This is a genomic window from Paraburkholderia sp. JPY465 (assembly GCF_050436725.1).
GTDB classification, from domain to species: Bacteria; Pseudomonadota; Gammaproteobacteria; order Burkholderiales; family Burkholderiaceae; genus Paraburkholderia; species Paraburkholderia youngii.
On sequence record NZ_JBNDMT010000003.1, the window covers coordinates 410,854 to 431,558 of the forward strand.

18 protein-coding genes are annotated in these 20,705 nt (G+C 65.7%); 10 read left to right on the forward strand and 8 right to left on the reverse strand.

All coding sequences use genetic code 11. The features are described from left to right. Positions 1 to 34: 34 nt before the first annotated feature. Positions 35 to 1,609: a UbiD family decarboxylase gene (locus tag QFZ94_RS16450; RefSeq protein WP_410851848.1), complete on the reverse strand. Its 1,575-nt coding sequence runs from the start codon at positions 1,607 to 1,609 to the stop codon at positions 35 to 37. Positions 1,610 to 2,225: 616 nt separating this feature from the next. Here QFZ94_RS16450 and QFZ94_RS16455 point away from each other — a divergent pair. Continuing rightward, positions 2,226 to 3,434: a transglycosylase SLT domain-containing protein gene (locus tag QFZ94_RS16455; protein WP_429458223.1), complete on the forward strand. Its 1,209-nt coding sequence runs from the start codon at positions 2,226 to 2,228 to the stop codon at positions 3,432 to 3,434. A gap of 96 nt (positions 3,435 to 3,530) precedes the next feature. Here the strand turns inward: QFZ94_RS16455 and QFZ94_RS16460 are convergent, their stop codons facing one another. The 4 genes from QFZ94_RS16460 to ribBA form a co-directional block, all read right to left on the reverse strand. Continuing rightward, complete coding sequence (locus QFZ94_RS16460) at positions 3,531 to 4,727, reverse strand: pyridoxal phosphate-dependent aminotransferase (protein ID WP_429458225.1); 1,197 nt, start codon at positions 4,725 to 4,727, stop codon at positions 3,531 to 3,533. 161 nt (positions 4,728 to 4,888) lie between these two features. Further along, positions 4,889 to 5,323, reverse strand: a complete 435-nt coding sequence (gene nusB, locus QFZ94_RS16465; protein ID WP_013090229.1) for a transcription antitermination factor NusB — start codon at positions 5,321 to 5,323, stop codon at positions 4,889 to 4,891. After that, entirely contained in the window at positions 5,320 to 5,832 is a 513-nt protein-coding gene (gene ribH / locus QFZ94_RS16470; protein WP_368584956.1) for a 6,7-dimethyl-8-ribityllumazine synthase, read from the reverse strand. Before ribH ends, nusB begins: the two co-directional genes overlap by 4 nt. Positions 5,833 to 5,880: 48 nt before the next feature. Beyond that, positions 5,881 to 7,014 (reverse strand): bifunctional 3,4-dihydroxy-2-butanone-4-phosphate synthase/GTP cyclohydrolase II, encoded by a 1,134-nt coding sequence (ribBA, locus tag QFZ94_RS16475; RefSeq protein ID WP_368584955.1) that lies wholly within the window; start codon positions 7,012 to 7,014, stop codon positions 5,881 to 5,883. A gap of 268 nt (positions 7,015 to 7,282) precedes the next feature. Here ribBA and QFZ94_RS16480 point away from each other — a divergent pair, with 268 nt between their 5' ends. The 9 genes from QFZ94_RS16480 (at position 7,283) to QFZ94_RS16520 (ending at position 17,569) form a co-directional block, all read left to right on the forward strand. Continuing rightward, positions 7,283 to 8,404 (forward strand): enolase C-terminal domain-like protein, encoded by a 1,122-nt coding sequence (locus QFZ94_RS16480; protein WP_410851844.1) that lies wholly within the window; start codon positions 7,283 to 7,285, stop codon positions 8,402 to 8,404. A gap of 28 nt (positions 8,405 to 8,432) precedes the next feature. Then, the gene (locus QFZ94_RS16485; protein ID WP_429458228.1) at positions 8,433 to 9,437 is read left to right on the forward strand and encodes a hypothetical protein; all 1,005 of its coding nucleotides are present in this window, start codon (positions 8,433 to 8,435) and stop codon (positions 9,435 to 9,437) included. Further along, a complete protein-coding gene (locus QFZ94_RS16490) occupies positions 9,434 to 10,099 on the forward strand; it encodes a gluconate 2-dehydrogenase subunit 3 family protein (RefSeq protein ID WP_429458230.1) in 666 nt (221 codons plus the stop codon). The genes QFZ94_RS16485 and QFZ94_RS16490 overlap by 4 nt, the downstream gene beginning before the upstream one ends. After that, entirely contained in the window at positions 10,089 to 11,732 is a 1,644-nt protein-coding gene (locus QFZ94_RS16495; RefSeq protein WP_429458232.1) for a GMC family oxidoreductase, read from the forward strand. The genes QFZ94_RS16490 and QFZ94_RS16495 overlap by 11 nt, the downstream gene beginning before the upstream one ends. A 431-nt stretch (positions 11,733 to 12,163) precedes the next feature. After that, positions 12,164 to 13,300: a muconate/chloromuconate family cycloisomerase gene (locus QFZ94_RS16500; RefSeq protein ID WP_410851840.1), complete on the forward strand. Its 1,137-nt coding sequence runs from the start codon at positions 12,164 to 12,166 to the stop codon at positions 13,298 to 13,300. Positions 13,301 to 13,327: 27 nt separating this feature from the next. Next, entirely contained in the window at positions 13,328 to 13,618 is a 291-nt protein-coding gene (catC, locus tag QFZ94_RS16505; protein ID WP_013090220.1) for a muconolactone Delta-isomerase, read from the forward strand. Positions 13,619 to 13,696: 78 nt separating this feature from the next. Then, positions 13,697 to 14,632, forward strand: a complete 936-nt coding sequence (catA, locus tag QFZ94_RS16510) for a catechol 1,2-dioxygenase (protein ID WP_410851838.1) — start codon at positions 13,697 to 13,699, stop codon at positions 14,630 to 14,632. Positions 14,633 to 14,735: 103 nt separating this feature from the next. After that, positions 14,736 to 15,992, forward strand: coding sequence for a GTPase (locus QFZ94_RS16515; RefSeq protein ID WP_429458235.1), 1,257 nt, complete (start codon positions 14,736 to 14,738; stop codon positions 15,990 to 15,992). Continuing rightward, the gene (locus QFZ94_RS16520; RefSeq protein WP_429458237.1) at positions 15,989 to 17,569 is read left to right on the forward strand and encodes a dynamin family protein; all 1,581 of its coding nucleotides are present in this window, start codon (positions 15,989 to 15,991) and stop codon (positions 17,567 to 17,569) included. Before QFZ94_RS16515 ends, QFZ94_RS16520 begins: the two co-directional genes overlap by 4 nt. An 8-nt stretch (positions 17,570 to 17,577) precedes the next feature. Here QFZ94_RS16520 and QFZ94_RS16525 read toward each other — a convergent pair whose 3' ends face one another. The 3 genes from QFZ94_RS16525 to ribD all read right to left on the reverse strand — a co-directional run bounded on the left by QFZ94_RS16525 (position 17,578) and on the right by ribD (position 20,703). Next, a complete protein-coding gene (locus QFZ94_RS16525; protein WP_429458239.1) occupies positions 17,578 to 18,819 on the reverse strand; it encodes an energy transducer TonB in 1,242 nt (413 codons plus the stop codon). A gap of 81 nt (positions 18,820 to 18,900) precedes the next feature. Beyond that, the gene (locus QFZ94_RS16530; protein WP_368584947.1) at positions 18,901 to 19,536 is read right to left on the reverse strand and encodes a riboflavin synthase; all 636 of its coding nucleotides are present in this window, start codon (positions 19,534 to 19,536) and stop codon (positions 18,901 to 18,903) included. 15 nt (positions 19,537 to 19,551) lie between these two features. Next, positions 19,552 to 20,703, reverse strand: coding sequence for a bifunctional diaminohydroxyphosphoribosylaminopyrimidine deaminase/5-amino-6-(5-phosphoribosylamino)uracil reductase RibD (ribD, locus tag QFZ94_RS16535; protein WP_429458241.1), 1,152 nt, complete (start codon positions 20,701 to 20,703; stop codon positions 19,552 to 19,554). Between the last annotated feature and the right edge of the window lie 2 nt (positions 20,704 to 20,705).

Sequence of the window (20,705 nt, forward strand, 5' to 3'; positions counted from 1 at the left end):
CCATCCGTTATTAGTTGTGTTGTTTGGCGCGCGTTTAGAGGCCGAGGCCCAACTCATTCCACAAGCTGTCGATACGCTGCTTGACCGCCTCGTCCATCACGATCGGGCGGCCCCATTCGCGGTCGGTTTCGCCCGGCCACTTGTTGGTCGCGTCGAGCCCCATCTTCGAGCCGAGACCGGCTACCGGCGACGCGAAATCGAGATAGTCGATCGGCGTGCGGTCGACGAGCACCGTGTCGCGCGTCGGATCCACTCGCGTGGTGATCGCCCAGATCACTTCGTTCCAGTCGCGGATATTGACGTCCTCATCGACGACGACGATGAACTTCGTATACATGAACTGCCGCAGGAAGCTCCACACGCCGAACATCACGCGCTTCGCGTGGCCGGGGTAGCTCTTCTTCATCTGCACGATCGCCATGCGGTAGCTGCAGCCTTCGGGCGGCAAATAAAAGTCGGTGATCTCGGTGAATTGCTTCTGCAGCAGCGGCACGAACACTTCGTTCAGCGCGACGCCGAGTACCGCGGGCTCGTCGGGCGGTTTGCCGGTGTACGTGGAGTGATAGATCGCGTCGCGGCGCATCGTGATCCGCTCGACCGTGAAGACGGGGAACCACTCCTGTTCGTTGTAGTAGCCGGTGTGATCGCCGTACGGGCCTTCGAGCGCGTGTTCGTAGGTTGCCGACGCACCCTTCGACGGACGCGGCGGCGCGCCGGCCGGAGCGGGCGAGGGCTCTCCTTCCTGTGGATAGATGAAGCCTTCGAGCACGATCTCTGCGCGCGCGGGCACCTGCAAACCGTCGACGCCCGGCGTGATGCACTTCGCGAGCTCGGTGCGTCCGCCGCGTAGCAGGCCGGCGAACTGGTATTCGGACAGCGTGTCGGGCACCGGCGTGACCGCGCCGAGGGTCGTCGCCGGGTCCGCGCCGAGCACGACGGCCACCGGATACGGCTTGCCGGGATTTTTCAGCGCGAACTCGCGGAAATCGAGCGCGCCGCCGCGATGCGCGAGCCAGCGCATGATCAGTTTGTTGCGCCCGATCAGTTGCTGGCGATAGATACCCAGGTTTTGTCGGCTCTTGTTCGGCCCTTTCGTGACGGTCAGGCCCCAGGTGATCAGCGGCCCGGCATCGCCCGGCCAGCAGGTCTGAATAGGCAATTTGCCGAGGTCGACGTCGTTGCCTTCCCAGACGATTTCCTGGCAGGGCGGCGCGCTGACCGTCTTCGGCGCCATGTCCCACACGGCCTTCGCTAGCGACAGCAGCTTGCCGGCGTCCTTGAGCCCTTTCGGCGGCTCGGGTTCCTTCAGCGCGGAGAGTAGCCGGCCGACATCGCGCAGCGATTCGAGCGCCGCCTGGTCGCCGGCGCCCGCTTCTGCATCGATGCCCATGCCGAGCGCGACGCGGCGCGGCGTGCCGAACAGATTGCCGAGCACCGGGAAGGCGTGGCGCTCGGTGTTCTCGAACAGCAGAGCCGGACCGCCCGCGCGCAACACGCGGTCGCACAGTTCGGTCATTTCGAGATTCGGCGACACGTTTTGCGAAATTCGGCGCAATTCACCGATCGCCTCGAGGCGGCCGGTGAAATCGCGCAAGTCTTTGTATTTCATCTGTGACGGTTCAGGGCCGCATGCACGGCGCATAGGATTGGGGGCGCAGAAGGACCGACGGATGTACGTGTCCGGCGCAAAGAACGATTGTCGATTTTACCTGCGTTAGCTAGCGCACGTAGATCAACCAAATGGTCTATCCGGAACAGCCAGGGTCGGATCGCCTAAAACGCACACAGAACAGGGCTTTCGGCCAACTGAACACTGTTTATAATTACAAATAGTTATAGATATTGCATTCTATAGTGTTGACGATCTATAAAACCGTGCATAGAATCCGACCACATTGGTTGCAGGGCGTTAACCTTTTTACCGTCGCCCCCGGTCCTCAGACGCAACGCGTCACCGTTTTACTTCCCTGCAGGGTAGAACGGCATTATTGAAGTCCCTCACCAGCGTCCACAACGCTGGTTTTTCGCGTGGGAGCCAAGCCCGATGCACATTGAATATGTGTGGGCTGTTTTTGAGATGGCTCCCCGAAACGGTATTTGTTGCCGTTTTCCCGACGTCGCTGCTGCCCAACCAGAGAGCACGCGATGTCTTGACTCTGCGAGCGCGCTGTACCGCCTGATTTGACCCGGCGGAGTTCGCGGATCATGCAAGATGGGAGATCTGAATGAACGCCTGGTTATCGTGGCGTCCTGATGAGCGTATTGCGCAGGTTGTGCGCGGTGCGCTGCGCCGCGGGACGCGACTGAGTCATCACCTGTTCAGCATTGTCGGCGGGATCGCCGTGGTGCTGGCTCTCGCACTATGGCTGATGCCAACCTGGCGCGGCGCGTTGGCTGCGCGTCTGATGCCGGTCATTTCCGCCGCCGTGCAAGCGGGCCCCGCCCGCCTACTGCAAGGCAACCCGTTGCCGGCCATCGGACCGACCAGAAATGCCGGTGCATCCTCCGACGAATCGCTGTCGGCCAATTCGCCGAACTCGCCGAGCCCCGCCGATGGGTCGAGCGACGGCAGCATGACCCTGACCTCGTCGACCACCAGCTTCGACGGCGCGTTCGACAACGCTGGCACGTCGGGCACCAGCACCGTCGCGCTCAATGGCCTCGATCCGCGTACGATGCAGGGCGTCAGCGCGCTCGCGCGTCTGATTCCGCAGCAACGCGTGTCCGCCGATGCGCGCGACGACCGCGTGCTCGTGTCGAGCCACGAGCAGGACCTGGTCGCGTCGTACCTTGCGCGGCGTTATCGCGTCGCTCAGGAGCCCGTCAGCGAGCTCGTGAAGGCCGCGTTCGACACCGGCCGCGAAGTCGGCCTCGATCCGCTGCTGCTGCTCTCGGTGATGGCGATCGAATCGGGCTTCAATCCGTACGCCGAGAGCGGCGTCGGCGCACAGGGCCTGATGCAGGTGATGTCGAAGGTGCATTCGGACAAATTCCAGTATTTCGGCGGCCAGAGCGCTGCGCTCGAACCGCTCGCGAACATCAAGGTCGGCGCACTCGTGCTGAAGGATTGCATCGCGCGCGGCGGCTCGCTGCCGGGTGGCCTCCGACTGTACGTCGGCTCGAGCACGCCGGACGACGGTGGCTACGGCGCGAAGGTGATGGCCGAGCGCGGTCGCCTGCGCGATGTCGCGCGCGGCCGCAAGGTGCCGATCAATGCGCCGCAGGCTCCAGTGCTGACCGCGTCGACGACGCCGGCGCCGGCCGCCTCGACGAGCGGCGGCAATGGCAAGCGCGTCCAGGTGACATTGCAGGCCGGCCACGCGCTGAGCCCGGCGACTCCGGCGGCGCACTCGCAGCCGGCCGATCAGCAGGACGACGCGAGCGCCAATTCGGCGACGCGCCATGTGGCGTCGGCGTCGGAGCTGGGAGCTTGAGTTAGACGTTTGCCAGGCGCATGAATAAAAAAGGACACCCGAGGGTGTCCTTTTTTGCGTCTGGCAGGCCGGTCGCCGGCGGCTCAAAGCCTCACATCAATGCGGCCCGAACAGCTTCGCCAGCCGCTCGACAGCCTCTTCGAGCTTCGGATACGCGGTCGCATACGACAGCCGGATGTAGTCCCTCGGCGCGTGCGTGCCGAAGTCCATGCCCGGTACCAGCACGACGCCGGCATCGTGCAGCATCGCCTTCGTGAGCGCCGCGCTGTCGCCGGCCGCGGGATGCGCGACGCCGCGGCAGTCCGCGTAGACGTAGAACGCGCCGTCGGGCATCACCGGCACCGAGAAGCCGAGCGATTCGAGCGCCGGCGCGATGAAGTCGCGGCGTCGCTTGAATTCGAGGCGCCGCGCTTCGTAGATCGCGATCGTCTCCGGCTCGAAGCAGGCGAGCGCCGCGTGCTGCGCCAGTGCCGACGCGCAGATGAACAGGTTTTGCGCGAGCTTTTCGAACGCGCTGACCATCGCGGGCGGCACGACGAGCCAGCCGAGTCGCCAGCCAGTCATGTTGAAGTACTTGGAGAAGCTGTTGACCGTGACCACGTCGTCGCCGAACGACAGCGCCGACACGGGCTTCGCGTCGTAGCTGAGGCCCTGGTAGATCTCGTCGACGATCGTGAAGCCGGCGCGCGCACGCACGGCCTTGACGATCCGCTCGAGTTCGGCCGGCTCGATCGACGTGCCGGTCGGATTCGACGGCGATGCGAGCAGCACGCCGCGGGTGCGCTCGCCCCACAGGCGTTCGACGTCGTCGGCGGTCAGCTGGAAGCGCTCGGCCGGCCCGCTCGGCACCATCACCGGCTTGCCTTCGGCGGCGATCACGAAATGTCGGTTGCACGGATAGCACGGGTCGGGCATCAGCACTTCGTCGTCGCGATCGACGAGCGCCGCGCACGCGAGCAGCAGCGCCGCCGACGCGCCCGCCGTGACCACGATCCGCGCCGGATCGACGTCGATGCCGTAGAACTCGGCGTAATGCGCGGAAATCGCGTCGCGCAGCTCGTGCACGCCGAGCGCGTTCGTGTATTGCGTGACGCCGCGGCGCAGCGCGCTCGCGGCCGCCTCGATGACCGGCTCGGGCGCGGTGAAATCCGGCTCCCCGATGCCCATGTGAATGATGTCGCGCCCGGCTCGTTCGAGCAGCGCGGCCTCCTTGGCCAGTTCCATCACGTAGAAAGGCTGGATGGCATCGACGCGCGCGGCGAGCCGCACGAGAGGTTCGGTCACGGAGTTCATACGGTCAGATCCAATTCAGAAGCAGGGGACGGCGCCCACGCATCAAATGATGCGCTCATCGAAGCGCGGGGCGGTGTCCTTGCGGGCGCTCGAGGTGCTTCGCCCTGTGCAGTGCGGCGTGGCGGGAACCGATGCGCGGCATAGCCCCGCCCGCACAGCGCTCAGCCCTTGCGAGCCGCCTGCGTTTCGGCGGCGCGCAGTTGCGCCGAGAGCTTGTCGAGTACGCCGTTCACGTACTTGTAGCCATCCGAGCCGCCGAACGTCTTGGTCAGCTCGACCGCTTCGTTGATGACCACGCGATACGGAATGTCGACGTGATTCTTCAGTTCGAACGCGGCGACCAGCAGCACCGCGCGCTCGACCGGCGACAGCTGATCGATCGGACGATCGAGGCACGGCGCGATCGCGGCGGACAATTCCTCGGAATCGCGCATCACGCCATGCAGGATTGCGTCCAGATGCTCGTGGTCGGCCTTGTCGTAACCTTGCGCGCCGCGCAGTTGCGCGTCGATCTCACCGCCGGGCGAGCCCGACAGCAGCCACTGGTAAAGCCCCTGCGTGGCCAGTTCGCGGGAGCGTCGGCGTGCGCTCTTCATGCCTCTTCCTCGTCGTCTTCGTCATCATCTTCGTCGTCATCGCCGCCGAGCTGTTCGAGCGCGACCGCGAGGTTCGCCATTTCGACAGCCACGCGCGCGGCGTCGCGACCCTTCTCGGTCATGCGTGCGACGGCCTGCTCGTCGTTCTCGGTGGTCAGCACCGCGTTCGCGACCGGAATGCCGAAGTCGAGGCCGATGCGCGTGATGCCCGCGCCGCTTTCGTTCGACACGAGTTCGAAGTGGTACGTCTCGCCGCGGATCACCGCGCCGAGCGCGATCAGCGCGTCGAATTGCGCGCTTTCCGCGAGCTTTTGCAGTGCGAGCGGGATTTCCAGCGCGCCTGGCACCGTGACGAGCAGCACGTCTTCGCCGGTCACGCCGAGGCGTTCGAGTTCTTCGATGCAGGAGTCGGCGAGGCCGTTGCAGACGGGTTCGTTAAAGCGCGCCTGGACGATGCCGATGCGCAGTCCGTCGCCGTCGAGATTCGGTTGGTATTGTCCGATTTCCATGTGAATTCCGTAGTGTTTGAGTGGGCGCGAGGCGCGTGAGTGGCCGGATCAGACTTGCGGGGCTTGCGTTTTGCTGCCGGGCATCGGAATGAAGCCCGTCACTTCGAGACCATAACCCGACATGCTGCCGAGCTTGCGTGGGTTCGACAGCACCTGCATCTTGCCGACGCCGAGTTCGCGCAGAATCTGTGCGCCGACGCCGTAAGTCTTAAAGTCGACCGGGCGGCGCTTCAGCGCCTCCGCTTTTTCCTTCGAGTCGAACGCCTTGAAGACGTCGATCAGATGGTCTTTCGAGTCGCCGCAGTTCAGCAGCACGACCACGCCGAGATCGCGTTCCGCGATTTCTTTCATGGCCGCATCCAGCGTCCACGAGTGCGTGGATTCGCCGACTTCGAGCAGATCCAGCACCGACAGCGGTTCGTGCACGCGCACCGGCGTGTCGCGATCGGGCGACGGCGTGCCGCGCACCAGCGCGATATGCGGCTGGCCGCTCGGCTGGTCGAGATACATGACCGCGCGAAACGCGCCGTGCGCGGTTTGCATCGTGCGTTCGCAAATACGCTCGACGATCGATTCCGTGCGGCTGCGATAGTGGATCAGATCGGCGATCGTGCCGGTCTTCAGGCCGTGCTCCTTGCCGAACTCGAGCAGGTCCGGCAGACGCGCCATCGTGCCGTCGTCCTTGATCACTTCGCAGATCACCGCGGCCGGCGTGAGGCCCGCGAGCCTCGTGAAGTCGCAGCCGGCCTCGGTATGGCCGGCGCGCACCAGCACGCCGCCCGGCTGGGCCATGATCGGGAAGATATGGCCGGGCTGCACGATGTGTTCGGCTTTTGCGTCCGGCGCGACCGCGGCGGCGATCGTGCGGGCCCGGTCGGCTGCCGAGATGCCGGTCGTCACGCCTTCGGCCGCTTCGATGCTGACCGTGAACGCCGTGCCGTACTGCGTGCCGTTGCGGTAGGTCATCAGCGGCAGGTTCAGCTGTTTGCAGCGGTCCTGGGTCAGCGTCAGGCAGATCAGGCCGCGGCCGTAGCGAGCCATGAAATTGATCGCTTCCGGAGTGACAAACTCGGCGGCGATCACGAGGTCGCCCTCGTTTTCGCGGTCTTCTTCGTCGACGAGGATCACCATCCGACCGGCTTTCAGTTCGGCGATGATCTCTTGGGTGGAGGCGAGCGTCATGTTGGCGAGTTTTTCGGGAAAGCGCGTATTTTACGCCACGCGCGGGCCCAAGTCGCCTCCGCCAGACGACATAGGCGGTTTGGCCGATTGACGAAGAGCTGGGCGTGCTCGCCATCGCCGCCCCGCTTTACGGATTGCAATAGTGCGGAACGGTACTTGCGGCGCAGCAGGCAGCTTCGTCTCACTACGATCCGGAGACTGCGATGTCGGGGACCGTCGGCTATTGCATCGCTGCAAGGCGTCACGCGCACGCGCAAGGAGCGCGGCCATGAAGCGCGGCGTCACCAATGGGGGCTCGTCGCAGGCGCCCGTCACCGCGCTGCGCGCGAGCGCGTACCGGATTCCGACCGACGCGCCGGAAGCCGACGGCACGTTCGCGTGGGACGCGACCACGCTGGTCGTCGTCGAGGTCGACGCGGGCGGCGGCACCGGCATCGGTTACACGTACAGCGACGCCTGCATCGTCGCGCTGATTCAGGGCGCGCTCGCCACCTGCGTGCTGAATCACGACGGCCTGGACGTCGGCGCCCATTGGCAACGGCTTCAACGCCAGGTGCGCAATCTCGGCCGCGCCGGACTGGCCGCCACCGCCATTTCCGCGATCGACTGCGCGCTGTGGGACCTGAAGGCGAAGCTGCTCGGCGTGCCGCTCGTCGGCGTGCTCGGCGCGCTGCGCCCGACCGTGCCCGTCTACGGCAGCGGCGGCTTCACCACGTACACGAACCAGCGCCTGCAGCAGCAGTTCGCCGGCTGGGTCGCGCAGGACGGCTGCCGGTGGGTCAAGATGAAAATCGGCAGCGAGCCCGACAAGGACCCGGCGCGCGTCGCGGCGGCGCGCGAGGCGATCGGCGGCGCGGGCCTGTTCGTCGACGCCAACGGCGCGTTCACGCCACAGCGGGCGCTGTACTACGCGCAACGCTTCGCCGAGCACGAGGTGAGCTGGTTCGAGGAGCCCGTGTCTTCGGACGACGAAGCGGGCCTGCGCAACGTACGTGAGCACGTGCCGGCCGGCATGGAGATCGCCGCCGGCGAATACGGCTACACGCTCGACGATTTCCGCCACCTGCTCGCGACCGGTGCCGTCGACGTGCTGCAAGCCGACGCGAGCCGTTGCGGCGGCATCACCGGCTTTCTGCAGGCCGCCGCGCTGTGCGACGCGTATCACGTGCCGCTGTCCGCCCACTGCGCGCCGGCGCTGCATCTGCACGTCGCGTGCGCCGCGCCGCGCTTGCGCCATCAGGAGTGGTTCCACGACCACGCCCGGATCGAAGCGATGCTGTTCGACGGCGCGCCGCGTTTGCGCGATGGCGAGATGGAGCCGGACCTGTCGCGGCCCGGTTGCGGGCTCGAATTCAAGCAGGGCGACGCCGCGCGCTACCTCATCAAATAAAGCAGGCCGGAACAGGGAAGCTATATCGATGAGCTCTTCAAGCGTACCCGGATTGCTGTACACGGCGGCGGCGGTCGCGGCCGTCGCGACGTTGGCCGCGCGCGGCGCGCGAGGACCCGAGCCGCATCGCGAACCACGCGGCAGCGGCCTGCGACAGCGCGAGCGTCGAGCCCCCGTGACGTTCCGGGCGCGTGTACACACGAGAAAACCCGCTGGCGAGGTCCAGGCACACGTCGAAGCGGCCCGCACCTTCAACCATAGCTCCGCGCTGCTCGCGCTGTCGGTGCTCGCCGACAGCGCGATGGAGCACTACCGCGGCTCGTTCGACAACCCCGCGATGTTCGCGCCGCTCGTCAGCGCGAGTCTGTCGCTCGCCGCGGGTCTGCATGGTGGCGCGGATCGTCGCGGCCAAACGCATCGCGCGCGCCATGCGATCTATCTGGGCGCGGCGGCGACCGGCATCGCCGGCACCGGTTTCCATCTCTACAACGTGATGAAGCGCCCGGGCGGCTGGAGCTGGAACAACCTGTTTCACGCGGCGCCGCTCGGCGCGCCGATCGCGTTGCTGCTGTCGGGCGCGTTCGGTGCCGTCGCCGAACGGCTGCGCGACCAGCCCGCCGCCGACCCGCGACTGCTCGGCATGCCGGCCGGTCAGGCGCTCGGTCTGCTGGTCGCGGCCGGTCTCGTCGGCACCGTGGGGGAGGCCGCGCTGCTGCATTTTCGCGGCGCGTTCCAGCATCGCGCGATGTACGCGCCGGTCAGCATTCCGCCCATCACCGCGGCGCTGCTCGCGCATGCCGCGCTGGCTGCTCCGCGTGAGCGCTGGTACACGCGGCTGTGGTTGCGCATCACGACCGCGCTCGGCTTTGTCGGCGCGGGTTTTCACGCGCGCGGGATCGCGCGTCGCCAGGGCGGCTGGCGCAACTGGAGCCAGAACCTGTTCGACGGGCCGCCGCTGCCTGCGCCGCCGGGCTTTTCCGCGCTGGCGCTCGCCGGACTCGCCGCGCTGCGTCTGCGGGAGACTGAAAAATGACTCACGAACCACGCTCGACCCGAGCCACCCGCTATCCCGGCTACGACGTGCTCGACAAACGCACGACGCCGTCGTGGGACGCTCACACCCGCGCGGTGATCGCCGAACGCCTCGCGACACCGCTCGAGCCGCGCTTTTTCAGCGCCGTCGAATGGCTCGCGGTCACGTCGCTGTGCGCGCGCATCGTGCCGCAAGCGAACGCGCAACCGGTGGTGCCGCTCGCCGCGCTGCTCGACGCGCGCCTCGCCGGCAACAGCAATGACGGCTACCGCGACGCCCGTTTGCCGCCGATGCGCGACGCCTGGCGCATCGGCCTCGCCGCGCTCGATGCCGAATCCCGCGAGCGCGGCGGCCTGCCGTTCGCGAGTCTCGCGCAGGACGCGCAGATCGCGCTGCTCGGCGACATGCAGCGCGGCGAACTGACGAACCCCGCGTGGCGCGGCATGCCGTCGAAGCTGTTTTTCAGCGAGCGCGTGCTGCACGATATCTGTGGGCTCTACTACTCGCATCCGCACGCGTGGAGCGAGATCGGTTTCGGCGGCCCGGCGAATCCGCGCGGCTACGTGCGCATGTACCTGAACCGGCGCGATCCGTGGGAGGCGGTCGAAGCAACGCCCGACACGCACGAAGAGGCCGCCAGGGAGAACCGCCGTGTCCGATGATGCGCAGCAACGGCCGCGCGGCAAGGACGGCCGCGCCCCGGATGTGTTCCAGCGTGGCGGCTGGGTGCCGATGCGCACGTACCCCGACGGCGAGGAGGTCGATTTCGCGATCGTCGGCACCGGCGCCGGAGGTGGCACGCTCGCGTGCCGGTTGGCGGAAAAGGGCTTCAAGGTCGTCGCGTTCGATGCCGGCGCATGGTGGCGTCCGCTCGAGGAGTTCGCGTCGGACGAGGCGCATCAGGAAAAGCTGTTCTGGACCGACGAGCGCATCTGCGACGGCGACAATCCGCTGAAGCTCGGCCACAACAACAGCGGCAAGGCGGTCGGCGGCAGCACGGTCCATTTCGCGATGGTGTCGCTGCGTTTTCGGCCCGAGTGGTTCAAGTCGCGCAGCGTGCTCGGCTATGGCGCCGACTGGCCGCTCGACTGGCGCGAGATGTGGCGCTACTACGGCGAGGTCGAGGAGGCGCTGAAAATCTCCGGACCGGTCAACTATCCTTGGGGCCCGAAGCGGCCGCGCTATCCGTATCGCGCGCATGAGCTGAACGCGGCGGCGCTGGTGCTTGCGCGCGGCGCCGAAGCGCTCGGCATCGACTGGTGCCCGACGCCGCTCGCAACCATCTCCGCGCCGCGCGGCCACGCGCATCCGTGCGTGTACCGCGGCTTTTGCGTGTCGGGCTGCGCGACCAACGCGAAGCAAAGCGCGCTCGTCACGTGGATTCCGCGTGCGCTGCGTGCCGGCGCCGAAGTACGCGATCTGGCGATGGTCGGCCGCGTCGTCACCAACGACGCGGGGCTCGCCACCGGCGTCGAATATCTGCGCGAAGGGCAATGGCGATTCCAGCGCGCGAAGCACGTGGTGGTGGCCGGCTACGCGATCGAAACGCCGCGCCTGTTGCTCATGTCGGCCAACAGCCGCTTTCCGGACGGACTTGCGAACAGCTCGGGACTCGTCGGCAAGAACCTGATGGCGCAGTCGAACCAGGCCGTCTACGGCACCTTCGACGAAGACATCCGCTGGTACAAGGGACCGCCGTCGCTCGCGCTCACCGAGCACTGGAACTACGAAGACAAGGGCAAGGATTTTTTCGGCGGCTACTGCTACATGAGCCAGGGGCCGCTGCCGAACGGCTGGGTCGCGGTGCAGAACGGCCGTGGCTTGTGGGGCGACGCGCTCGGCGCGGAGATGCTCAAGTACAACCACCAGGCGGGGCTGAAGATCGTCGGCGAAATGCTGCCGCAGCAGCGCAACCGCGTGACGCTTGCCAACGAGAAGGACCAGTATGGGCTGCCGATCGCGCGCGTCACCTATTCCTGGTGCGAGAACGACAAGCGGCTCATCGCGCATTCGCTGGACTTCATGGAGCAGGCGCTCGCGGCGGCCGGCGGCAAGGAGATCTGGCGCGAGACCGACGACACCTGCCACCTGAACGGCACCGCGCGCATGGGCGACGATCCGGCGACGAGCGTCGTCGATGCGGACTGCCGCAGCTGGGACATCCGCAACCTGTGGGTGTGCGACGGCTCGGTGTTTCCGACCGTCGGCGGCGTGAATCCTTCGCTGACGATCCAGGCGATCGCGTGCCGCACTGCTGACCGTATCGCGGCGCTCGCCGCGCGCGGCGAGCTATAGCTTTCGCGTCGTTCGCCGGATGGAGGCCTGAATGAAGCGTACCTGGACGGTCATCGGTGTCGATGACGTGGCTCGCAGCTTCGGCTGGTATCAGCAGCTATTCGGTCAGCCGCCGACGCCGCCCGCTCACGACGTACTACGTGATGGTCAGCGCGCTGTCCGCGGTGTGAGGCCTTATCGCCAGTCACACCTACCGCGCACAACATGCTCTACGAGCATCGAAGCTTGACGCAGGTCATGTTCGCGGCGAGAAAACGGGCTCTTTTTCAATGCGCGACATGCATGGTGCGATGCAAAATCCATAGAAAGGCCGGGGTTGTGCGGGTCACCATACCTTGAAGGTATGAAAAAGGACAGGAAAAGTATTGGACGGCCCAAAAGGGCGAGGGGTATAAAAACATCCAATGAACTCACTTCTCGCCGTAGCCGCCATGACCCACGCGACCATCGAACGTATCGAAACCCGCCTCGTCGATCTGCCGACGATCCGCCCTCACAAGCTGTCGGTCGCCACGATGTACGGGCAGACGCTGATGCTGGTCAAGGTGTACTGCAGCGACGGCATCGTCGGGATCGGCGAAGGCACCACGATCGCCGGCATGGCCTACGGCCCGGAAAGCCCCGAGGCGATGAAGCTCGCGATCGACGCCTACTTCGCCCCGGCGATGATCGGCAAGGACGCGACGCAGATCCAGGCGCTGATGGCGCACCTCGGCAAGCTGGTCAAGGTCAATCATTTCTCGAAGAGCGCGCTCGAAACCGCGCTGCTCGACGCGCATGGCAAGCGCCTCGGCGTGCCGGTGAGCGAGTTGCTCGGCGGCCGTCGCCGTGAGCGCCTGCCGGTTGCGTGGACGCTCGCGTCGGGCGATACCGCGAAGGACATCGCCGAAGCCGAGCACATGCTCGACGTACGCCGCCACAAGGTCTTCAAGCTGAAGATCGGCGCGAAGGAACTGAAGACCGACATCAAACACGTCGCCGACATCAAGAAAGCGGTCGGCGAGCGCGCCGCGGTGCGCGTCGACGTGAACATGGCGTGGAGCGAGACCCAGGCCGCCTGGGCGATTCCGGCGCTGGCGGACGCGGGCTGCGATCTGGTCGAGCAGCCGGTTGCATCCGCCGCCGCGCTCGCGCGCCTGATGCGCCGCTTCCCGGTCGCGCTGATGGCCGACGAAGTCCTGCAAGGTCCGGACAGCGCGTTCGAGATCGCGAAGAACGGCGGCGCCGATGTGTTCGCGATCAAGATCGAACAGAGCGGCGGCCTGTTCGCCGCGCAGCGCGTGGCCGCGATCGCCGATGCCGCCGGCATCGAGCTGTACGGCGGCACGATGCTCGAAGGCGCGTTCAGCACGGTGGCGTCGGCGCATCTGTTCGCGAGCTTCGCGAATCTGCAATGGGGCACCGAGCTGTTCGGCCCGCTGCTGATCACCGAAGAAATTCTGACCACGTCGCTCGATTACAGCGACTTCGAACTGACCGTGCCGAACGGCCCGGGTCTCGGCATCGAACTCGACGAGGCGAAGGTCAAGCGATTCACTCGAGACGGGCTGATGAAGGTGACCCGCTAAACCGATTCAGATCAAGAGGAGTCAACGATGCTTTTCCATGTGCGAATGGACGTGAACCTGCCGGTCGACATGCCGGCCGAAGTGGCGAACGAAATCAAGACCCGCGAGAAGGCTTACTCGCAGGAACTCCAGCGTAGCGGCAAGTGGCGTCATATCTGGCGCCTCGTTGGCGAGTACGCAAATTACAGCATCTTCGATGTAGAGAGCAATGCCGAACTTCACGACATTCTGTCCGGTTTGCCTCTGTTCCCGTACATGAAGATTTCGGTGACGCCTCTGTGTCGTCACCCGTCGTCGATTCGGGACGACGACATCTGAGCCCAGGGGCCAGGCGCATTTCAAGGCGAGCGCATCCAAAGCCATCTTTTCCCCCTATACCAACTGGAGACAGTCATCGTGAGCGTCAAAGTATTTGAAACCAAAGAAGTGCAGGATCTGCTGAAAGCCGCTTCCAACGTCGATGCCGGTAACGGCAACGCACGTTTCCAGCAGATCGTCTTCCGTCTGTTGGGCGACCTGTTCAAGGCAATCGATGACCTCGACATCACGCCCGACGAAGTCTGGGCCGGAGTCAACTATCTGAACAAGCTCGGCCAGGACGGCGAAGCGGCGCTGCTCGCAGCCGGCCTCGGTCTCGAGAAGTACCTCGACATCCGCATGGATGCCGAGGACAAGAAGATCGGTCTCGAAGGCGGCACGCCGCGCACGATCGAAGGCCCGCTGTATGTGGCCGGCGCGCCGGTGCGCGACGGCGTGTCGAAGATCGATATCAACGCCGACGAAGACGCGGGCCCGCTCGTGATCCGCGGCACGATCAAGGATCTGGACGGCAAGCCGGTCGCCGGCGCGCTCGTCGAGTGCTGGCACGCGAACTCGAAGGGCTTCTATTCGCACTTCGATCCGACCGGTGCACAGACCGAGTTCAACCTGCGCGGCGCGGTGAAGACCGGCGCCGACGGCAAGTACGAGTTCCGCACGCTGATGCCGGTGGGCTATGGCTGCCCGCCGCACGGCGCGACGCAGCAGCTGCTGAACGTGCTGGGCCGTCACGGCAACCGTCCGGCGCACGTGCACTTCTTCGTGAGCAGCGACGGTCATCGCAAGCTGACCACGCAGTTCAACATCGAAGGCGATCCGCTCATTTGGGACGACTTCGCGTATGCAACGCGCGAAGAGCTGATTCCTCCGGTCGTCGAGAAAACCGGCGGCGCGGCGCTGGGCCTGAAGGCCGATGCGTACAAGGACATCGAGTTCAACTTCACGATCACGCCGCTGGTCCAGGGTAAGGACAACCAGCTCGTCTATCGTCTGCGCGCTTCGGCCGAAGCGTGATCGCACGAGGCGGCGCCGTGGCGACACGGCCGCCGCCTTTCGTTGCCAACGGCCGGCAGTCCTGCCGGCCGGATCAATCCCCTGAAGCGTCGAGGAGTTGACGGTGTCGAGCAAACTTCGTGAGCGCGCAGCGCACGATGTCGCGTCCGTGCTGCCCGAGCGGGCCCACGATCTGGCGCGCCTGCTGATTCTGATCGACGACAGTGAACCGGTCGTCACCGTCGTCGGCAAATACAACCACGGCAAGAGCAGCCTGCTCAACGAGCTGTTGAGCCGCGATGCGTTCGCGGTGTCGGACCGGCGCGAAACGGTGCGCCTGTCCGACAGCGTGCATCAGGGTGTGCGCTGGCTCGACGCGCCGGGACTCGACGCCGACGTCGGCAGTGAAGACGACCGCGAAGCGTTGCGCGCCGCGTGGCTGAAATCCGACATTCGCCTGTTCGTGCACGCCGCGAAAGAGGGCGAGCTCGACGCGAAGGAACTGACGCTGCTGACCGAGCTCGACGCCGACCGCGTCAGGACCGGCCGGCAGACGCTGTTCGTGCTGTCGCAAGTCGACCAGCTCCCCGACGACGCCGCGGTGCAGAACGTCGGCGCAGCGATCGACCGGCAGATGCCCGGCATCGCGTTGAACGCGGTGTCGTCGATGCGCCATCGCAAGGGGCTCGACGGCGGCAAGAAACTGCTGCTTGAAAAGAGCGGCATCCCCGCGCTGCATGCCGCGTTGCGCGCGGAACTCGAGCGTGTGCCGGATGCGCGCGCTCACGAAACCACGCTGCTGATCGGCGAAATCCGCGACGAACTGCAACGGCTGCGCGCGGCACGGCAGACGTCGCTGGACATTCTGCGCACCACGCAGCAACAACAAAAGCAGGCCTTCGATCGGAGCCTCGCGGCCGTCATCGACAAGGTCGGCGGCGACATCGACGCGATGTTGAATGCGCTCGGCACCGATCACGCGAGCGTGCCCGATACCGCGAAAGACGCCTACGCGATCACCGCGGGCAAACTGGAGCGCGCGCATATCCAGATCGCGTACTCGCGCGCGTGCATCGAGATCGATGCGATGCTGGCCGGGCACGGTGTCATCGGTCTGCCGGCGGAGCAGCACACCGCGGCGAAAAGCCTGAACTCGGTGATGATCGCGGTGATGGGCGTGTCGGTGAAGTTCCGCAAGGATCTGCGCCGCATGTTCTGCGAAGCGGCGGGGCGTGAGCGCATGCAGCGCGAATTCACGCACTACTACGAGCTGTCCGCCGACCGCAAGGCGCTGGCCGCGCAGATCGTCGATACGCAAGCGGCGCTCGTCGCATCGGACGACGCGGCGGCCGCGATGCGGATACTGGTGGCGCGCGCATGAAAGCCGACGCGAGCCACGAGCAACGTTTTATCGCTGAGGTCGATGCGTTCGACTTCATCGCCGAGGAAACCGACGCGCTGCTGCATGCGCTGAACGACTGGCTCGCGAAGCTGAGCGCCGATCTGCAAAACGACTGTTTGAAGTGCGACGGCTTGCACGCAAACAGCGCACTGGCCATTCAGGCCGACACGATCAGCACGCTGCTGCGCGACAGCGTGCAAACGTCGATGCAACAGTGGTCGAGCCTCGAAGCGGCCCAGCACCTCGCCGATCATTTCGAGGATCAGGCGTTGCTGCTCGTGTTCGGCAAGTTCAACGCGGGCAAGAGTTCGTTCTGCAATTTCCTCGCCGAGCGCTTCGCCGCGCACGGGCGCAGCGTGCATTATTTCCATGTGGATGGGGGCCGCGTCGTCGAAACGTCGGAGCCCTTTAGCGAAGGCGCGACCGAAACGACCTCGCGGCTGCAAGGGGTGCGCCTCGGCGCAAAGCTGGTATTGCTCGACACGCCGGGATTGCATTCGGTGACGCCGGAAAACGCCGCATTGACGCAGTGCTTCATCGATAGCGCCGACGGTGTGTTGTGGCTGACCAGCTCCACCTCGCCGGGCCAGGTGCAGGAGCTCGACGAGCTCGGCCGCGAATTGCATCGGAACAAGCCGCTGCTGCCGGTCGTGACTCGTAGCGACGAGTACGAGGAAGACGAAGTCGACGGCGAACTCGTCAAGTGTCTGTGCAACAAGAGCGCGCCGCGTCGCGCGCTGCAGGAGCACGATGTCAGGGTGCGGGCGGCAGACAAGCTCGTGGCGATGGGCGTCGACACGGCGCTGCTGAAACCGCCGGTGTCGGTCTCAGCGCATGTGGCGCGCGAGGCGGGGCAGACCGCGGCGGCCATGAGTGACGCGGGCTTCGAGCGGCTGTATGCCGCGTTGCTCGACATCACCGGACCGGCGCTTGCGTATAAACGGCGCAAGCGGGCCGAGGTGCTGCTGCATCATCTGGAAGAGAACGTGCTCGGCAAGCTGCAAAGCGAGGTGCTACCGTTGCTTGCCGAACTTGGCGAGTCGTCGCAGGCGGCGCTCGAGCGGCTCGAGCAACAGCAGGAGCAGCTTGCCAACGCGGTGTGGCGCGGCATCGTGCCGACGCTGCCCGCGTTGCTCGATGCACATACTACGACGCATGACGTGATCGGGCTGTGCAATGCGCTGTCGCAATCGATATTCGAGCTGTATCGACGCGAGGCAGACAGGCTGCTGGGCGATTATGTGATCGAGCCCGACGCTTCGCTCGCACGCATCGAGCTGGCTGCCGATGCCGGTTTCGACGATATCGTCGTCGAGCGAACGAGTGCAGATGGACCGGTGCGCGAAGTCGCGGGTATCGACTATGGCCGCCTTCACGCCGCGCTAAGCCGCGCGATTCGCGAGTGCGTGCTGAGTCTGTCAGGCCATGCCGCGCAACGGTGCCGCGCGTCGATCACTCGGTTGACCAAGCTCGCGCGGCGTCTTGAAGCGTCGTTAGCGACGCATGAGGAAGGCTTGCTCGATCTGAAGTCGCAGGTGCGGTCGGAATCTGTCTGACGCGCCGTTCAAACGCCCGGCGTCAGCGTGATCGTGAACGATCGCGGGGTCTCACCGTTTTCATCGCGCGGCATCGGATCGGAACGCTTGACCGCCTCGACGGCGGCCTTGTCCCACGCCCGGTCGCCACTCGATCGAACGATCTTGACCGACTCGAGACTGCCTGACGACGTGCAGTGCACTTCGACCACGGTTTCCCGATGCCCCGGCTTGCCATTCCAGACGATGTTGGGCTGCACGCGCTGCCGGACCAGCTCCGCGTAGTCGAATACTTTCGGCGCGGAGGCCGGTTGGCGAGGCGCGCCCGAAGCGAAGTTTTTCAGCGCGGTGATCAGTAACACCGCCGAACGTCTGCTGCTGTCGAGTTCGGCCAGCGTGATCCATTCGCGCGCTTGTTGCGGCGTCTTATCGAACGCCTGGCGGTAAAGGCGCATCGCCTTGCACCACGCTTCAGGCGAAAGCTCGCCTTGGCGGCCACTCGTCAATAGCCCCAGATCATCCGCATCGTCAGGGTTGCGATTCAGCGCGTCCGCGAGCGACGCCGACAGCGCCAGTTGCCCGCGCAGCCGTTGTCCGGGCGTGACTTGCGGCAGCGGCGTGGTTTGCGTCGACTGTTTGATGAGGTTGAACAGCGCTTGCAGCTGCGCCTGCAGTTCCGCGTCGGTTTCCTTGTCCATCGACAGATAGCGCGACGTGATCAGCTGCAGATTCTTCAGGCCGCCGCAATCGGGCGGCGCGTTGTTCAGCGCGTGCGTCGTTAGGCCCATCAACTGTTCACGGTCCTGCTGCGAGATGCGCGCCATGCCGTCAAGCACGCCTAGCGCGCGAGCGAGCGGGGCGGGGCCCGCCGTGGCCGGATTGCTGTCGGACGAAAAGTAATAGCGTTGAATGTCCGGATCGGCTGTCAGTTTCTGCGCCCAGTCCGCGAGCAGCTTCGCTTTGGACGAGTCGGCCGTGATGCCTAAGTGGTTGGCCAGTTCCGCCGCATCGAGCGGTTTGCCGGGCAGAAATGACAACGCGCTCGACAGCATCGAGGGAGCGCTCGCGCCCGACGCAAAAGACGGCAGACGGGTGGCGCTCGCGTTGCTCGCTGGCGTCGCGGCATCGGCGCGCGGCGAACTAAAAACGAGGTTCGACGCGACCGCGGCACCGGCGCCGCTCATGCCGACGATGCAGGTGACGATCAGCGACGCTTTCACCAGGCGGACAGGCCGAGAATTCCAGCAACCGTGCAGGCGCGGCATTTTCATGGTCCTGATCGGATTCGGATCGTGCGCGCGCTGCGCCACGGCTCTGGATTCGCTCAGCGGAGCGATTCGCCCCGAACGTGATTATTTCAACGGTTGATCGCCATCGCGCGGCGCATTGAGCATGCGCTCGACATAGCGCGCAATCAGATCGATCTCCAGATTCACTTTCACGCCATCGCGCAGATGCTTGAGCGCCGTCACCTGCACGGTATGCGGAATCAGATTGATCGAAAACTCGCAGCCGTCGTCGCGATCAGCGACGGAGTTCACGGTCAGGCTCACGCCATTGACCGTAATCGAACCTTTGTACGCGAGATAGCGGCCGATGTCGCGCGGCGCGAGAATGCGCAGCTCGTGCGATTCGCCGACCGGCGCGAAACGCGTGACGGTACCGAGCCCGTCGACGTGTCCGGAGACGATATGTCCGCCGAGCCGGTCATGCGCGCGCAGCGCTTTCTCGAGGTTGACCTCGCCGGTTTCGCCGAGACCGGCGGTGCGGTTCAGGCTTTCGCGCGATACGTCGACTTCGAACGAATGAGCAGTCTTTGCGACCACCGTCATGCAGGCGCCCTGGATCGTGATGCTGTCGCCGAGCTGCACGTCGGCGAGGTCGAGCCCGCCGGCTTCGACGTTCAGGCGTACACCCGCGTCGCCGCCCGTACCGAGCGGCTTGACTGATTCGATGCGGCCCACTGCCGCGACGATTCCTGTAAACATCGTGCTAATCCTTGATCATTGCGAAACGGTGGGGGACACGGCGTCGGTCCCGGGTACGGCTGCCTGTGCGAAGCGCGCGAGAATTCGCAGATCGTCGCCGATCCGCTCGACCGTGTGGAAATTGAGCTTCACGCGGTCTTCGAGCAGGTCGGGCGAGTCCAGATTGAACATGCTCATCGAGTCCATGCCGAGCAGGCTCGGTGCGAGATAGACGAGCAGTTCGTCGACGCAGCCTTCGCGCAGCAGCGAGCCGTTCAGCTTGTAGCCGGCTTCGACGTGCAATTCGTTCACGTTGCGCTCGCCGAGCACGCTCAGCATGCGCGGCAGATCCACCTTGCCGAACGCGTTCGGCAGCGGCACGATCTCGGCGCCGCGCTCGCGCAGCGCAACCGCGCGTTCTTCAAGACGCGCATCGAGTTCGCCGCAGAAGATCAGCGTCGGCGCGCCGGCCAGGATCTGCGCGTCGAGCGGCACGTCGAGCTGGCTGTCGATCAGCACGCGGTGCGGCTGGCGCGGCGTATCGACCGCGCGCACGGTCATGCGCGGATTGTCTTCGCGCACGGTGCCGATGCCGGTCAGGATCGCCGATGCGCGCGCACGCCACGCATGACCGTCGGCGCGCGCGGCCGCGCTCGTGATCCACTGGCTCTCACCTGACGGCAAGCCGGTGCGGCCATCGAGCGATGCCGCCACTTTCATGCGCACCCACGGACGGCCGCGCGTCATCCGCGACACGAAGCCGATGTTCAGCTCGCGCGCTTCGTTCGCGAGCAGCCCGCAGCGCACTTCGATACCGGCTTCGCGCAGCATCGCGAGTCCGCGGCCGGAGACCTGCGGATTGGGATCTTCCATCGCCGCGATCACGCGGCCGATCTGCGCTTCGATCAGCGCGTTCGCGCACGGCGGCGTGCGGCCGAAATGGCTGCACGGTTCGAGCGTCACGTAGGCGGTCGCGCCGCGCAGGTCGTGGCCGCGCGAGCGTGCGTCCTTCAGCGCGCGAATTTCCGCGTGATCCTGGCCGGCAGGCTGCGTGTAGCCTTCGCCGATCACCTCGCCGTTTCTGACGAGCACGCAACCGACGCGCGGATTCGGGTCGGTCGTGTACATGCCGCGCTTCGCGAGCGCGAGCGCGCGTTCCATATGGACGAAATCGGTTTGCGAGAACATCG

Bases quoted from the DNA above. Each gene is read 5' to 3' on its own strand.
- QFZ94_RS16485 (WP_429458228.1), top strand. From the start codon at position 8,433: ATGAGCTCTTCAAGCGTACCCGGATTGCTGTACACGGCGGCGGCGGTC.
- QFZ94_RS16500 (WP_410851840.1), top strand. From the start codon at position 12,164: ATGACCCACGCGACCATCGAACGTATCGAAACCCGCCTCGTCGATCTG.
- catC (WP_013090220.1), top strand. From the start codon at position 13,328: ATGCTTTTCCATGTGCGAATGGACGTGAACCTGCCGGTCGACATGCCG.
- QFZ94_RS16520 (WP_429458237.1), top strand. From the start codon at position 15,989: ATGAAAGCCGACGCGAGCCACGAGCAACGTTTTATCGCTGAGGTCGAT.
- nusB (WP_013090229.1), bottom strand. From the start codon at position 5,323: ATGAAGAGCGCACGCCGACGCTCCCGCGAACTGGCCACGCAGGGGCTT.
- ribBA (WP_368584955.1), bottom strand. From the start codon at position 7,014: ATGACGCTCGCCTCCACCCAAGAGATCATCGCCGAACTGAAAGCCGGT.
- QFZ94_RS16460 (WP_429458225.1), bottom strand. From the start codon at position 4,727: ATGAACTCCGTGACCGAACCTCTCGTGCGGCTCGCCGCGCGCGTCGAT.
- QFZ94_RS16490 (WP_429458230.1), top strand. From the start codon at position 9,434: ATGACTCACGAACCACGCTCGACCCGAGCCACCCGCTATCCCGGCTAC.
- QFZ94_RS16480 (WP_410851844.1), top strand. From the start codon at position 7,283: ATGAAGCGCGGCGTCACCAATGGGGGCTCGTCGCAGGCGCCCGTCACC.
- QFZ94_RS16530 (WP_368584947.1), bottom strand. From the start codon at position 19,536: ATGTTTACAGGAATCGTCGCGGCAGTGGGCCGCATCGAATCAGTCAAG.
- QFZ94_RS16525 (WP_429458239.1), bottom strand. From the start codon at position 18,819: ATGAAAATGCCGCGCCTGCACGGTTGCTGGAATTCTCGGCCTGTCCGC.
- ribH (WP_368584956.1), bottom strand. From the start codon at position 5,832: ATGGAAATCGGACAATACCAACCGAATCTCGACGGCGACGGACTGCGC.
- QFZ94_RS16455 (WP_429458223.1), top strand. From the start codon at position 2,226: ATGAACGCCTGGTTATCGTGGCGTCCTGATGAGCGTATTGCGCAGGTT.
- QFZ94_RS16450 (WP_410851848.1), bottom strand. From the start codon at position 1,609: ATGAAATACAAAGACTTGCGCGATTTCACCGGCCGCCTCGAGGCGATC.
- ribD (WP_429458241.1), bottom strand. From the start codon at position 20,703: ATGTTCTCGCAAACCGATTTCGTCCATATGGAACGCGCGCTCGCGCTC.